This is a genomic window from Hymenobacter sp. GOD-10R, from assembly GCF_035609205.1.
Lineage (GTDB): Bacteria > Bacteroidota > Bacteroidia > Cytophagales > Hymenobacteraceae > Hymenobacter.
This window is the reverse complement of the sequence record NZ_CP141184.1, coordinates 2440866-2455981: the sequence shown is the minus strand read 5'-3', so window position 1 is coordinate 2455981 and position 15116 is coordinate 2440866. Positions and strand designations below refer to the sequence as shown.

Below are 15116 nucleotides of genomic sequence, written 5' to 3'. Positions count from 1 at the left end.
GTACCCCTCTGCCCTTGCTATTTCCGTCAAGATGATCGTATTCTCGACGTTTGCAGGGGCAGCGGAAAGTGGCCCTCAGAGAATTACAACAAATCCAAGGCTTTTACTTCCAGAAGAATATAGTCTGTTTGATTGTTGGGGCTAATGGTTCGTCTGCCGGCCAGCGTCAGGCGGCGGGAACCTAGCTCGGGCAGGGTTATTTCCAGCACCTGGTTATCGAACTCGTTGGTTTCGCCCGACAGCAACTCCAGCATCTGGTCGCGCAAGGCTGGGTGGTTCCAAGCGCCGCCGTTGAGCTTGAACAAAGAGCTATCCTTTGCCTCCCCTTGGTTCAGGCCAAAGGTGCGGGCAAAGGAGGCGCTTACGGCCAGCACCTTCAGGTCGCGGTTCAGGGCCACCACAGGAGCTAGCTCCCCGTCGATGTTGGCCTCCACAAAGGTGGAAGCGGTGCGCTGCTGCTGCTCTTCGAGGCGGCGCAAGTGAGAAATATCGGTGAAGGTGATGACGGCGCCGCTGATGTAGTTATCGAGGGTGCGGTAGGGCAGGATACGCATGGCATACCACGCGCCGGTGGTCGTCTGGATAACGGTTTCGACGGTCACCAGGCGGTCGAGTACCTGCTGGATATCATCCACGAGGGTGCTGTAGCGCAGGTTAGAGGCAAAGTGCGTGATGGGTCGGCCGACGTCGGAGGGCAGCACGTTGATGATGCGCGACACCCGCGGCGTAAACCGCTTCATGATCATGTTATTATCGAGGAAGATGATAGCAATTTCGGTCGAGTCGAGCAGGTTGCGCATATCATTGGCGGCCTGGGCTAGCTCTTCGGTCTTGCTCTCATACTGAGCATTCAGGGTCAGCAGCTCCTCGTTGAGGCTTTGCAGCTCCTCCTTGTTGGTCATGGCCTCCTCGTTGGTGCTTTGCAGCTCCTCGTTGGCCGATTGCAGCTCTTCGTTGGTGCTTTTCAGCTCCTCCAGGCTGCTTTCCATCTCTTCGATGGTCATCTGGAGGCGATTCTTAGTGTATTGCAGCTCCTTATCGAGGGCCGCTACCACCGCGTCGCGGCTCAGCTCGGAGCCAGGGGCAACGGCTTTGCCCTGGCGCACCTTGCGCGGGGTGGGTAGGTCTTCGAAGGCCACCAGCAGCAAGCCGGCTAGCTGATCGGGCTCTTCGAGGTAGCGCACGCTCAGCCGCAGCAGCTGGTAGCCACCGTCGGTTTTAACCCGCACGTTATCAATGCGCACCGGCTCACGCTGCTGGCTGACTTTGTGCACCACGGTGCTCAGCTCGTAGTTCAGCTCCTCGCGGGCCATGTCGAAGATGTTCATGCTACCTAGCCCCGGCGCGGGCTCCAGGTACTTGCCCGTGCGGCCATTGACGTACAGAATGTCCCCTTTCGGATTGATCAGCACAGCCGGCGGCGCATACTGGCCTAGCAGCACGCGCTGTACCAGCGTAGCTAGCTGCCCAGTCTCGCCGCGGCGCGGCACCATAGCGCCCAAGCTGCTGCTCGGCGTCTGCGACGAGGAAGAGGGATAGTGCGCCATGGAGAAGGGAAAGTTCGTGAGGCCCCGCAGCGGCATAATGGACTCCGTACGACGCGAGATCTTCCACCGCATATCGAGCGGCGTAAACAGGTCGTGCACGCCGTTCAGGTTCTCCGAAGGCCCGAGAAACAGCAGGCCGTTTGGGTTAAGAGCGTAGTGAAAAATGGGCAGCAGATTCTTTTGCAACTCCGAGCTAAAGTAGATCAGCAAGTTGCGGCAGCATAGCAAATCGAGCTTGGTGAAGGGCGCGTCGCGGTTGACGTTGTGCACGGCAAACACCACCAAGTCGCGCAGCTCTTTGCGAATCTGATATTGGCCATCGGTGCGCAGGAAAAAGCGGTTGAGGCGCTCCGGGCTCACGTCGGCCGTGATATTCTCGGAGTACATGCCCATCCGGGCGAAGTCGATGCTTTCGGCGTGAATGTCGGTCGCGAAGATCTGGATCTTCAGGTACTTGCTGGGGTCTACTTGCTCGAGGCACTCCGCCAGCACCATGGCGAGGGTATAGGCCTCTTCCCCGGTAGAGCAGCCAGGCGCCCACACCCGCACGGTGGTGTCATTTGGCTTTTGCTGCAACATGGGCACCAGGTACGTTTTTAGGACTTCAAACGCCTCAGGGTCGCGGAAGAACTTCGTAACGCCAATGAGCAACTCTCGGAACAACTGCTCCACCTCCTGGGGATTTTCCTGGAGGAAGCGCACGTAGCTAGGGTAGGTTTTGATCTGGTGCGAGTTCATGCGCCGCTCGATGCGCCGCAGCACCGTGTTGCGCTTATAGAGCATGAAGTCGTGCCCGGTCTGATTCCGGATCAGGGCCAGAATCTTATCGAGGGCGTGCGCCGGCTTTTCGCTCGACTCGGCCTCTACCCGCTCGGAGCGTACGGGCACGGGACGGGCCACGTACTCCAGCAGCGTCTGCGGCATTTCCTGGGGCGGCAACACGTAGTCGACAAACTCGGTGGCAATGGCAGCCCGCGGCATCGAATCGTACTGCGCCGTATCGGGCGCCTGCACCATCACCATGCCGTAGTTTTCCATCACCATCTTCAGCCCGATTGCCCCGTCGGAGCCCGTGCCGGACAACAGAATGGCAATGGCCCGGTCGCGGACGTCGCGGGCAAGGCTTTGCAGGAAGTAGTCGATGGGCAGGCGCTGGGCCGCCAGCCGCGTGGGAGCAAACAGCAGCAACCGGCCGTTGAGCAGGCTCATGTCCTTATCCGGCGGATTGACGTACACGTGATTCAGACGCACCATGATGCCATCCGTGGCCTGGACAACGGGCAGGGAGGTAAAGCTTTGCAGCAATTTCACCAACTCGCCATCTTGGCTGGGCAGCTGGTGCGTGACCACCACGAAAGCTAGGCCGCTATTGGCGGGCAGGGCCTTAAAGAAACTCTCCAGCGCACTAATAACGCCAGCCGAGCCGCCCAAGGTGACGATTGGAAACTTGTCTTCCGAGCCCCGCACCCGCGCTATGCGTGGGCCCGCTGGCCCAACCGCTAGATCTCCGACAGTTACGTCAACGGTAATCGTTTCTTGCTCTTGCTCTAGTTGCTCATCGTCAGACGATAGCTCGGCGGGAAAATCAGTCATACAACTTTCAATGACACGACTTCTATCAGGTTGAAGTCGCAAGTAGGTGCTTTCGCTTGGGTGTGTACGTAGTAATCAGTAAAAGTAACAGGCTCACCGGAGTCGTTCTTCATGAAGGCGCGCTTTTCCAAAAAACCTAGCTCGAGAGGCGGCTGAAAGGGCGTCGTATGCGTAGCTTTATAGAATCATCCGTTTTTCCCAGGTTTCTTTACCAGCTCTTTCTGCTCGTGCCGAACCATCCTTCTCTTATTGTTATTGGCACCTCGGCCGGAGGAATGCCTGCCCTGATTCAGCTGCTGAGTCAGTTGCCACTCACCCTGCCCGCGGCGGTGGTGGTGGTGCAGCACCTAGCCCCCAATTCCTCATCTGAGTTCCTGGTTGCCCGCCTCAGCGAAAGCACCGTTCTGCCCTGCCACGTGGCGCACCACAACATGCACATGCACCCGGGCAATGTCTACTTCTGTCAGCCCGACCGGCACTTGTTGGTAAAGGGCCAGCATCTGCTCGTGACGAAGGGCCCGCACGAGAACAACTTTCGCCCGTCCATTGATTCCTTGTTCCGCTCGGCTGCCGTCGAGTTTGGGGCCGGCGTCATTGGCGTAGTGCTCACCGGTATGCTCCACGATGGTACCGCTGGCCTCGATTTTATTCGGCGCTGCGGCGGTATTACGGTGGTGCAGGATCCAAACGACGCCGAGTTTGCGAGCATGCCCGAAAGCGCCCTGCGCAGCGTGCCCATCGACTACGTGGTACCCCTGACCCGTATGGGAGGGCTGCTGCAGGAGTTGGTGCGTCAGCAAATCGACCCCAATAATAGTATTCCAGAGGACCTAAAAATGGAGGCCGCTATTGCGGAACGAGTCGTGGGATCAATCGAGGATGTAAACAAGATAGGTCACCAAGTAGCCCTGACTTGTCCCGACTGCGGAGGTAACCTCTGGCAGATTGACAAGGGCAAGGTGCTGCGCTACCGCTGCCATACGGGTCACTCCTACACCGCCGAGTCGCTGCTCGACCGCACCCAAGATTCGCTGGAGGAAACGCTCTGGGTAGCGCTCCGCATGATGGAGGAGCGCAAAAACCTGCTCACCGGCATGGCCAGCCGTGGCGAGGGCTACTGGAGCGTGCAGCAAGAAGAGCGCGTGAACGAAATGAAAGCCCACATCAACCGCTTGCGCGAGTTCCTACTCAACGGCAAGGACGTAGATGGGGCGGCCCGTGCCACGGTAGAGCACAACCGCTAGGCTGCCTTGCTTACCTAAGCTAGCTAGATACGTCGCCTAGCCCACGATCTACGCGGGCTAGGCGAGGTGCGTTTATAGCAGTAGGCAACTCCTATCGCTTGCGCTACAGTGTGAGGGCCCGCCAGATGCTTCGCACGACACGAATTCAGCTCCTCTGTATTCAGGTAAGGAGCTTTGCGGCCGTGCCTATTTGCATCTGAGCGGTGGCAGAAATGCCCAAGCTGAACCAGAACGCGCAGTGGCATTTGCCAGTAGGTAGAGCTAGGTCTTCTATCTACTTACTGATCCAATGCGTACTTATCTTCTCCCGCTCCTACCCGCTATTGCCCTGCTCGCGGCGTGCGGCGACCAAAATACCAAATCACCCGTGACGCCCCCCGGCGCCGAAAAGTCGGCTAAGACGAAAGTGCTGGAAGTAGGCGCCGATGTACTGCAAGGCAAAGCCCCCCTACGCCAGCTCGATATCTATCTGGATGGCTTTCACTTCTACAACGGCGACTTATCGGGGCAGATGGAGGCTCACCACTTCGGCGCCAAGCTCAACGAGGACGTGATTCAGTCGGTCATTTACGACGGCAACGGCAAAGATGCCAAGATCATGGGCATCGAGTACATCATCTCGCGGCGCTTGTTCGAAAAGCTCCCGGCCGAGGAAAAGAAGCTCTGGCACAGCCACTCCTACGAGGTAAAATCGGGCGAGCTGGTAGCGCCCGGGCTCCCCGACGTAGCCGAGCACGAACTGATGGAACAGCTAGCCTCTACCTATGGCAAAACCTTCCACACCTGGCACACTGACCGCGACAAAGAGCTACCTCTCGGCACGCCCCTGCTCATGGCAGGCTTCACCGCCGACGGACAGATCGACACGGCCATGGTGGGCCAGCGCGACCGGCGCATGCACGTTTCCATGACCGAGAAGCGTCGCCAGCGCGCCGATATCCAGGTTCCGCCGGTGCTGCCCGGCGCCAACGCCTGGGAGAAAGGCGAGGTAAGGCAGCTGCAAGTGGTGAACAGCGCCGAGCCAGCCACGCGACATCATGGGCACTAACAGCTAAAAGCTAGCACGAAGCTCCCCTCCTTTTTTAAGGAGGGGTCGGGGGTGGTCTGGCTAGAGCTAGGAAACTAAAGCTAGCTAGTCGTTCAACGACAAGGGACCACCCCCAACCCCTCCTTAAAAAAGGAGGGGAGCTTCGTGCTAGCGCTAGCTTCTACCGCCTCAAAAACCTAGCACCTCATTTACCCTGGCTACGTAAGCAACCTCTGGCTTTCCCTAAGTTGACTTTCCCCTCATGCCCGAATCCTCCGCTGTAGCTGAAAAACCACCTATTTCGCCGTGGGCGCCGCTCCGGGTGAAGTTTTTCCGGATGCTCTGGATTGCCTCCTTCGTGTCGAACATCGGCACGTGGATGCAAAACGTGGGCGCCGTGTGGCTCATGACGCACCTGACCACGTCTACGGTGCTGGTGGCACTTATGCAAACTGCTTCGGCCCTGCCCGTTTTCCTGCTCAGCCTACCCGCCGGCGCCCTCGCCGACCTCGTCGACCGGCGCCGGTTTCTGCTGTTTACCCAAGCTTGGATGGGCGTCGTGGCGATGCTGCTGGCCGCCGTCACGCTGCTGGGGCACATCTCGCCCTGGGGTCTCCTGTTCCTGACCTTCCTACTGGATATAGGCGGCGCACTAAATAACCCCGTGTGGCGGGCTACAACCCCGGAACTGGTACCGAGGCCGCTGCTGCCAGGCGCCATCACCTTGAACAGCATTAGCTTCAATCTGGCGCGTGCGTTAGGCCCAGCCTTGGGAGGGTTGGTGGTGGCGTACTCGTCGCCGGGCCTAGCTTTTCTGCTGAACGGTCTGTCCTTCCTAGCCACCATTTATATGGTGTATACCTGGAAGCGCGAAAACCAAGGGCTGAGCTTTTCAGGGCTGGATGGCGAACGAATTTTGTCCGCGTTGCGGGGCGGGGTGCGCTACGCCCGGTTCTCGCCCCCGGTGCAGAATATTCTGGTCCGGGCTTTTGCTTACACGTTTGGGGCAAGTATCGTGTTTGCCCTGCTCTCGCCGGTAGTCGATAAGATGCTGCACCTAGGTGGCGGCGTGTACTCGGCGCTGCTCTCGTGCATGGGCGGCGGAGCGGTGGTCACGGCCTTGCTGCTGCCCCGCCTGAATCGTGCATTCGGCATCGACTCTCGGGTAAACCTAGCGGCGGTGCTGTTTGCGGTCGTTAGTCTAGGGCTGGCTTTTGCCCCACACGTGCCGCTATGGTCGCTCTATGTGCTGCTTACCATTGGCGGCGCGGCCTGGATGATGAGCCAGAACAGCTTCAACGTGGCTATTCAGACGGTGGTACCCAACTGGGTACAGGCCCGTATTCTGGGCGTCTACATCTTTGTGTTTCAGGGCGGCATGGCCCTGGGCAGCGCTACCTGGGGCGCCGTGGCCGACGAGTTTGGCCTACCCGTGGCCCTGCTGGCTTCTGCGGCCTGGATGCTGCTCACTTTGCTGCTGGTGTTCCGCTTCTCCTTGCGCAACGGCGAAAACCTTGATTTTACCATCGCTCAACACTGGGCCGAGCCTACCATCTTGTATGAGCCTAGGGAAAAAGACGGCCCCGTGCTGGTAACCATCACCTACTGCATCGCGCCCGAAGACCGGCCCGGTTTTACGGCCGTTATGCGCAAGCTCAGCCGCATCCGCCGCCGTGAGGGGGCCATGCGCGTCGGCCTCTACGCCGACCTAGCCGACCCCGAGCGCATGGTGGAATACTTCGTGGTAGATTCGTGGGCCGAGCACGAGGAGCAACATGAGCGTGGCCTCGGCGCAGAAGAAGCGGATCTGTTGTCACAGGCGCGCAAGTTTCACCAAGGCGCGGAGATACCCAAAGTCACCCACTTGATTGCGCAGTCGTACTCGCCGCCACCACCAGCCATCATGAATACGCCAACCGAAGCCTTGCCCTAGCCTCGATCTAGGTTGGTCAACCTTGTTCTACTTATTGCTAAGCTTTAGCAGTTGCGTGAGCGCTACACCTAGCACAACTCCCAACAGCACTTGGCGGGTTGCGCTAGGCGTGGTGATAAAAAGGGTGCGTTTGGGGCGAATGTCGAGCACACCGACTGGATAGGCTTTGGCGCCGCCGCCGTACCCGCCGCCGCTTCCGGTAGCGTCTGCTTTATCAGGTGCTTGCGTGCGCCCTCCCCCACCGAACCCCGCTCCTAGGCCCCAAATGACCTTAGCCACGGGCACAACGGTAGCGTACGGCAGCACAACAGGCTCCCCAAAGACCGCCCGTGTCCCAGCGGCGTGCACGAATTGGTCGAGAAAACGATTCAGCAATGGCTGTGGGTCTGGCGAAGCACTCATAAGTCTGGTAACAACAAAGTGGATGTAGAGCCGGCCTTGCGCCTACAAGTCGGTCGGTGCAGGTTCACCTACGGCGGGTGCCAACAGAAAGATTACACCCTTATTCCTTCTCACTGGCTTTCCGCTAGTTGGCAAAAGGATTTAGCGAGGGCAAGAACCAATGCATTTAACACCGACGGAGCACAGATAATCAAGAGCTAGGTGTGAATTACGGAGAAGAAATTAAGGGTTTGTCTGGGACGAAAACCCGTACAAACCCCGGACCCATCTCGCGGCACGGGGCGTTTGATAGAGCATGTAAACCACTATTGGCTTGCGCTTCGTGGCGCAACTGTCGCTGAGCCAGTTTCTTCAACCTTCTCCACAACCATCCTCCTTATGCCCACTTCTTCTCTAACTGACTCGCTCAGACCAGAACCTGTTACTTCAATCTTCACCGTGGACCTAGATGCGGTGGATACCGCGCAGCTTTCCCATGCGCTACGGCAGCATTCCCGGTCCCAGTTCCTAGTGGACTGCGACAACTTACGCTGCCAGCGGACCCTAGGTATTAGTCACGTAGTTTCGCAACTGCTACTGTTGCGCCAAAGCGGCGCCAGCGTTTGGCTCCGCAACGTCAACCCCGTTTTGCGGCGCTGCTTACACTTGCTGCGGCTCGATTCATTTTTCCTTATTTCCTAAAAGCCGAGGGCAACACCACGAAACACCGGTGACGGCCTACGTTACGTGGTATTTGTAGGCGCTAAATCGGGACGCTGACTTAGTTAGTCCTGGCACGCCTATGGGTGAAACTTTAAGCCTTTCAGCGCCTTGTCGACCAGCTTGTTTTCCCCGTACAGAATAATACCCACGAGGTCCAGCTCCTGATCGGTTTGCTGGGCTAGCACGTGCACATTTTCCTCTTCGTTTTTCGTCGCAAAGAGCGGGCGCGGGTACACGCCGAGGTGCACGCCTCGCTCCTGTGCCCGCTCGAAGGCTTTACGCACTTCCGCTGCTGAGTCGGCGCCGTACACCAGAATTGGGTGTTTCAAGAAAGGCAGAAATTGCGTACCCGACGCCGACACCAACGGTTGGCCGTGCGTTTCGGGAAATTGAATAGCAATGGCGCTGGCCAGAAAGGCCGTTACGTTGAGCTTCTGCCAGTCGAGCAAGTCGCGGCTGAGTACAATAGCAATTTTGTGGTCGTACATGTAGCTAGGCGGCTAATCGCAATTCCATCTGAATGTTGCACCGTTCGTACGGCGACGGCTGACCAGCCACGGTTTTCTCGAAGCCTAGTTTGTGGTACAGCCGAATGGCCGGTACCAGCTTCGTGTTACTTTCCAAGTACAGCCGTTGCGCCCCGAGTTGCTGCGCCTTTTCGATGGCCGCCTGCCCCAGCTGAAACCCAATACCTAGCCCCTGCGCCGTTGGTGAAACAGCCATCTTAGCTAATTCATAGGTGGCGTTGTCCATCTTGAGCAGCGCACACGCCCCCACGATCTGGCCTTGGTATTCGGCTAATAGAATGTGTCCGCCCCGCTGCAAAATGTACTCGTCGGGGTGGTCGAGAGCTTTCAAGTCGGCTTCCTCTACGCGGAAGTACTGCTCAATCCATTCAATATTCAGCCGTTTAAAGTCGGCCTGATACTTCGGTTGATACGCTAGGATGTGGACTTCGCTTGCTACCCGTGCGTCACGGACGGCTTTCGCCCGACTAGCTAGGCTCTGGCGTGAAAGGGCGTACTCCATTTCTTCTATGGCTAATAGAAGATTGTGGCGAGTTTCGGCGAGCAAAGCCTCATTCGCTTGCCGCACGTCAGCAATCTGCTGCTGCAAAACCGGCCACAACTTCGCCCCTTTCTCGGTAAGAGAAATTACGCTGCGGCGCTGATCCACTTCCCCGCGCTGCACACTAACCAGCTCGTGCTTAGCTAGGTCTTTTACTACCTGACTTACAGCCGCGTGCGTCTGCCCTATTCGCTCAGCCACATCGCCCACATGTAAGCCTGGCTGCGACGCTACCGTGTAGAAAACGGGAAACCAGCGCGGCTCGAAGGGTATCTCTTGGTAAAGAGCATATACCTCCGCCGCTTGGCTGGTCATTACCTCGTTCAGGCGTCGCAATCGGCTCCCTAGTACAGCTGGTCCTAATTCGTCAAAGAGATTCATGGAACAAATTTACGTAATTACGTAAGTACTTACATAATTATTATTACTTTTACATCCATCATTTAATAGCTGTTTAGCTAGCGATGATGTGCCCTCTTAGGCTGGTTTACCAACCGGGTCTTTTCACAGCCAATTTCCTATAAATGGCATGGTCGCACCAACATCAGCTAGGCGAAGTAGTTATAGAAGCTCCGTACGATTATGCCTTATCTGTGCTTGCTTTTTTTGCGATTAGGATGCGTCCTTTCCAGCAGAACAATGTCTATGCAGTGAAAGGTGATTAGCACCGACTGGCACTTGTCCAGTCGCTAGCGAGCAAGAACTCCCGATTTCACACTTCCCTCATCCGCTGCGGTGGACCTTTGGTCGAAGCCACTTTTGTATCCTAGTTTATGTGGATAGTTCGATTGGCGCTGTCGCGCCCGTATACCTTCGTGGTGATGTCCTTGCTGATCTTGCTGGGCGGCATCATGACCATCCGCAATATGGCGGTCGATATTTTCCCGGAAATCAACATTCCCGTAGTCGGCGTGGTGTGGACGTATGCCGGCATCAGCCCCGAGGAGATGAACCAGCGCATCGTGGTCATCAACGAGCGGGCGTTCACCACCACGGTAAGCAACATCGAGCATATTGAGTCTCAGTCACTCAAGGGGGTGGGATTGATTAAGGTGTTTTTTCAGCCGGGCACCAACGTGGAAGCCGGCGTAGCCCAGCTCACAGCCATCACTCAAACGCTGCTGCGCGTGCTACCTCCTGGTATCACCCCGCCGCTCATCATCCGCTACTCGGCCTCCAACGTGCCGATTGCGCAAACTAGCTTGAGTTCCAACAACCTAGGTGAGTCGGACTTATACGATGCGGGTAACGCCTTCATTCGTCCGGGCCTCGCCGTGGTGCAGGGCGCTTCGGTGTTGCAGCCCAACGGCGGCAAGCCCAAGCAGATCATGGTGGACTTGAACCCGGAGGCATTATCGGGCCGGGGTTTGTCAGCTAACGACGTTGTGAATGCCCTCACGTCGCAGAACCTCACGCTGCCCGCCGGTTCGGCCAAGATTGGTACCCGCGAGTACGACGTCAAGCTTAATAGTAGCCCCGAAGCCATTGCCACGCTCAATGACTTGCCCATCAAGCAAGTAGACGGCCGCACGATCTACATTCGCGACGTGGCGTTTGTGCACGAAGGCTTCGCGGTGCAGCAAAACATTGTGCGCCAGAACGGTCGCCGTACGGCCATCATCCCGATTCTGAAAACCGGTGCTGCCAGTACGCTCGATATTATTGATCGGGTGAAGGAGCAACTGCCCAAGATTGAAGCCTCAGCGCCTCCCGGCCTGAATATCAAGCTGCTGTTTGACCAATCGTTCTTCGTGAAAGCCTCTATTAAAGGTGTCGTCACGGAGGCGTGTATTGCGGCTGCCCTCACGGGTCTGATGATCCTGTTGTTCCTAGGTTCGTGGCGCTCTACGCTCATCATTGCCCTATCGATTCCGCTGTCAATTTTGGTCAGCATCATCGTGATGAAGCTGCTCGGCCAGACGCTTAACATTATGACCTTGAGCGGCCTGTCGCTAGCCGTGGGTATCCTGGTGGACGACGCGACGGTGGAAATCGAGAACATTCACCGGAACATGGGCATGAAGAAAGGGCTAAAACGCTCGATCCTCGACGGGGCTCAGCAGATTGCTACGCCGGCTCTGGTAGCCACGCTAGCTATCTGTATTGTGTTCGTGCCGGTGTTCTTCCTGGCGGGCGCGGCTTCGTCGATCTTCGCGCCTCTGGCCATGGCTGTCATCTTCGCCATGCTAGCTTCTTACCTCCTCTCCCGGACGCTAGTGCCCACCATGGTGATGTACCTGCTCCGCAAGGAGTTGCCTATTTACCACAAGGAAGGCGGCGCCCACCTACCTAGCTCCGAAGTGCGCGACGACCACCCGGTAAGCGCCCAGGAAGCCCGCCTGGAGCAGTTGCTCCGTGAAAACTACGAGAAGCAGCACGCCAGCATGACGCCCGACGAAGACGACGAGCTGCCCATTACCGACGCCGAGCGCCGTGCCTCCGAAGGCATTGAACGTAGCTGGGTGTGGCGCGTGCATAAGGGGTTTGACCACGGCTTCGAGAAGTTCCGCGAAAATTACCGGAGTGCCCTCGCGTGGTCTTTGCATCACCGCCGCACCGTAGTTACGTGCTTCGCCGTGCTGTTTGTGTGCTCGGGCTGCTTGTACCCGTTCATTGGGCAGAACTTCTTCCCGAAAGTTGACGCGGGTCAACTGCGCTTGCACATTCGGGTTCCCACCGGCACGCGGGTAGAAGAAACGGAGCGGCGCTTTGCCCAAGTAGAGAAAGTGATTCGCCAGGTTATTCCGGCCAATGAGCTAGACCTCGTGCTCGATAATATTGGCCTGCCGGTAGTACCGATCAACTTGATTTTGAGCGACAACCCGACCATTGGTGCCGGCGATGGCGAGATTCTGGTGTCGATGAAGGAAGACCACGGCCCCACGGCCGAGTATATCACTGAGATTCGTCGCCGGTTGCGGAAGGAACAGCCTGACCTGAGCGTGTTCTTTCAGGCCGCCGACATCGTAAACCAGACCCTGAACTTCGGTCTACCTGCTCCGATTGACATTCAAGTAGTAGGCCGCAATAAGGAGGCTAACCAGAAGATTGCCACCAAGCTGAAAGAGCAGATTGCCGATGTGGAGGGCGTTGTAGATGCCTTTGTGTACCAAGCCTTCGACCAGCCGCAGATTCGCTTGGATGTGGACCGCCTGCGGGCCCAGCAAGCTGGTTTGTCGCAGCGAGACATTGCCAACAACGTGCTCGTGAACCTCAGCTCCAGCACCCAGACCAACCCGAACCAGTGGCTCAACCCACAAAACGGTGTGAACTACACCGTAGCCGTGCAAACGCCCACCAGGGAACTAGGTACGCTAGATGAACTGCAGAACATTGGCGTAACCAGCGCCACGCAGAATACCACGCAGTTGCTGAGCAACTTCGCCGTGGTGCGCCGTACCAAAACAATGGCCGTCGCCAGCAACTACAACATCCAGCGCGTATTGGATGTGTACGCCAGCGTGGAAGGCCGCGACCTAGGTAGCGTCAGCACCGATATTCGCAAGATTATCGCTGAGACCGAAAAGAACCTACCAAAAGGCACTACCATCACGGTTCGCGGTCAAATAGACAGCATGCGCACGTCGTTTATTGGCCTAGGTATCGGTCTGATTGGCGCTATCATATTGGTGTACATGCTGATGGTGGTCAACTTCCAATCGTGGCTCGACCCCTTCATCATCATCACCGCCTTGCCGGGCGCTATGTCGGGTATCTTGTGGATGCTGTTTGTGACCCAGACGACCTTCAGTGTGCCCTCGCTCATGGGAGCCATCATGTGCATCGGGGTGGCAACGGCCAACAGCATCTTGCTGGTGACTTTCGCCAATGAGCGCCGCGAGGAAGAGCCGACCCTGTCGCCGCTCGACGCGGCGCTGGATGCAGGTTACACCCGTCTGCGCCCCGTGTTGATGACGGCTCTGGCCATGACCATTGGTTTGCTACCGATGTCGCTAGGCCTAGGAGAAGGTGGCGAGCAAAACGCTCCGCTCGGCCGCGCCGTGATTGGCGGCATCATGCTGGCTACGGTGACCACCTTGTTCTTCGTGCCTATCATGTTTAGCTACTTGAAGAAGCAGGAAGAACAGCCGGTCGAAGAACAGCCTGCCGAGCCTGAGCTCGTACACTAAAAAGTCAATTTCTCGTAGCGGTTTGCGTCGATTCACTGGGCAAACGGCTACGAGAAACTCGAAAATAGAATTATGGACAATTCTGCTGATTACAACGCGCCCCGCAGCAAACGCCGTTTTTGGATTACCATTCTTATTGTGCTCCTCGTTTTCGGCGGCCTGCTCTTAGTAGGTCTGCTACCGCGTCTGCGCCACGACAAGGAACTAAAGGCTGAAGCCCACGAAGAAGCCTCGGCGGCCCCCATCGTGACGGTGCAAGCTGCCAAGCCTTCCCCCGATACCACGCAAGTACAGCTTCCGGCCGACACCCGCTCGAACCGCGAAACCTTCGTGTTTGCGCAGGCGAATGGCTTTGTGAAATCGTGGTTTGTAGACATTGGCACCCGCGTTCGTCGGGGGCAGCAGCTCGCCACAATTTCTACCCCTGAACTCGATCAGCAGATCGCTGAGGCGCGCGCCAACCTAGGTCTGGCCCAAACCAGCTACAACCGTTTGCAAAGTGTGGAGCTGCCGGGCGCTATTTCCAAGCAGGAGCTCGATGTAAGCCAAGCCCAATATGCCGCGCAACGGGCGGGCGTGCAGCGCCTGATTGCCCAACAAGCTTTTCGCCAAGTTATTGCGCCCTTCAACGGCATTGTGACGCAACGTAACGTGGAAGTTGGCTCGCTGGTGTCGCCCACCACGGCCGAGGGCGCGCAGCTGTTCAAGATCGAGCAAACCGACACGATTCGTGCTTTCGTAGAAGTGCCGCAAAACTTCGTACCAAGCATCAAAGTTGGTATGCACACCGACGTACTGGTGCCCGAATACCCTGACCGTAAGTTTGAAGGCATCGTGTCGCGCACCGCAGGTGCTCTGAACACCTCAACTCGCACCATGCGCACGGAGGTCAAGATTCCGAACCGCGACCAGAAGCTGCTACCGGGGATGTTTGCCCAAGTTCGCTTCAAACTGATTCGCACGGCACCTAGCGTTATTATCTCGGCTAACTCGTTGGTGCCCGGCGGCACGAACCCGCAAGTGGTGGTGATTCAGGATAAGAAAGTGCACTACCAGCCCATCACACCCGGCCGCGACTTTGGTGCGCAATTGGAAGTAACTAAGGGTTTACAGGGCCACGAATTGCTAGTAATCAACCCGGCCGAAACGCTGGAGGAAGGCCAGATTGTGCAGACCAAAGTAGCCGAGGCGCCGAAAAAGCCCGAAGGCCCCGCGAAGCCTGCCGCACCCGACCGCCCCTACGACCCTGACCGTCCACGCGTGTCGTCGCCGGTGGCGGATGCCCATTAAGGAACGGCGTAGAGACACATACTTGTGTCTCGTCGTTGAACGACGCGGTGCAGAACGACTCGGGTCTGACTGACGGATGACCTAGGATTGCTGGCGAAACAACATCAGCAACGATGAAGACACAAGTATGTGTCTCTACGCCGTGCTACTAGCCTTATAGTCATAACTATCTTGTTATCA

Annotated in this window: 10 protein-coding genes; 6 read left to right on the top strand and 4 right to left on the bottom strand. The window is 57.4% G+C overall.

Annotated elements, in window-relative coordinates:
- Nucleotides 1–83 precede the first annotated feature (83 nt).
- Nucleotides 84–3140 carry a CheR family methyltransferase gene (locus SD425_RS09915; RefSeq protein WP_324677995.1) on the bottom strand — a complete coding sequence of 1019 codons (3057 nt, stop codon included), beginning with the start codon at nucleotides 3138–3140 and terminating at the stop codon, nucleotides 84–86.
- Nucleotides 3141–3367: 227 nt separating this feature from the next.
- Here SD425_RS09915 and SD425_RS09910 point away from each other — a divergent pair, with 227 nt between their 5' ends.
- From SD425_RS09910 to SD425_RS09900, 3 genes are all read left to right on the top strand, one after another.
- Complete coding sequence (locus SD425_RS09910) at nucleotides 3368–4384, top strand: chemotaxis protein CheB (RefSeq protein ID WP_324677993.1); 1017 nt, start codon at nucleotides 3368–3370, stop codon at nucleotides 4382–4384.
- Between the two features lie 289 nt (nucleotides 4385–4673).
- Nucleotides 4674–5432 carry an OBAP family protein gene (locus SD425_RS09905; RefSeq protein WP_324677991.1) on the top strand — a complete coding sequence of 253 codons (759 nt, stop codon included), beginning with the start codon at nucleotides 4674–4676 and terminating at the stop codon, nucleotides 5430–5432.
- Between the two features lie 241 nt (nucleotides 5433–5673).
- The gene (locus SD425_RS09900; protein WP_324677988.1) at nucleotides 5674–7344 is read left to right on the top strand and encodes an MFS transporter; all 1671 of its coding nucleotides are present in this window, start codon (nucleotides 5674–5676) and stop codon (nucleotides 7342–7344) included.
- Nucleotides 7345–7371: 27 nt separating this feature from the next.
- Here the strand turns inward: SD425_RS09900 and SD425_RS09895 are convergent, their stop codons facing one another.
- The gene (locus SD425_RS09895; RefSeq protein WP_324677986.1) at nucleotides 7372–7746 is read right to left on the bottom strand and encodes a spore germination protein GerW family protein; all 375 of its coding nucleotides are present in this window, start codon (nucleotides 7744–7746) and stop codon (nucleotides 7372–7374) included.
- 378 nt (nucleotides 7747–8124) lie between these two features.
- On the opposite strand from SD425_RS09895, the gene SD425_RS09890 reads away from it, so the two are divergent.
- Complete coding sequence (locus SD425_RS09890) at nucleotides 8125–8427, top strand: hypothetical protein (protein ID WP_324677984.1); 303 nt, start codon at nucleotides 8125–8127, stop codon at nucleotides 8425–8427.
- A gap of 98 nt (nucleotides 8428–8525) precedes the next feature.
- Here the strand turns inward: SD425_RS09890 and SD425_RS09885 are convergent, their stop codons facing one another.
- Both SD425_RS09885 and SD425_RS09880 read right to left on the bottom strand, forming a co-directional pair.
- On the bottom strand, nucleotides 8526–8936 hold the full coding sequence (locus SD425_RS09885) for a DUF2000 domain-containing protein (RefSeq protein ID WP_324677982.1): 411 nt from the start codon (nucleotides 8934–8936) through the stop codon (nucleotides 8526–8528).
- Nucleotides 8937–8940: 4 nt separating this feature from the next.
- On the bottom strand, nucleotides 8941–9897 hold the full coding sequence (locus SD425_RS09880) for a bifunctional helix-turn-helix transcriptional regulator/GNAT family N-acetyltransferase (RefSeq protein ID WP_324677980.1): 957 nt from the start codon (nucleotides 9895–9897) through the stop codon (nucleotides 8941–8943).
- Nucleotides 9898–10289: 392 nt separating this feature from the next.
- On the opposite strand from SD425_RS09880, the gene SD425_RS09875 reads away from it, so the two are divergent.
- Nucleotides 10290–13646, top strand: a complete 3357-nt coding sequence (locus tag SD425_RS09875) for an efflux RND transporter permease subunit (protein ID WP_324677978.1) — start codon at nucleotides 10290–10292, stop codon at nucleotides 13644–13646.
- A 72-nt stretch (nucleotides 13647–13718) separates the two neighbouring features.
- On the top strand, nucleotides 13719–14936 hold the full coding sequence (locus SD425_RS09870; protein ID WP_324677976.1) for an efflux RND transporter periplasmic adaptor subunit: 1218 nt from the start codon (nucleotides 13719–13721) through the stop codon (nucleotides 14934–14936).
- The last annotated feature ends 180 nt before the right edge of the window (nucleotides 14937–15116 follow it).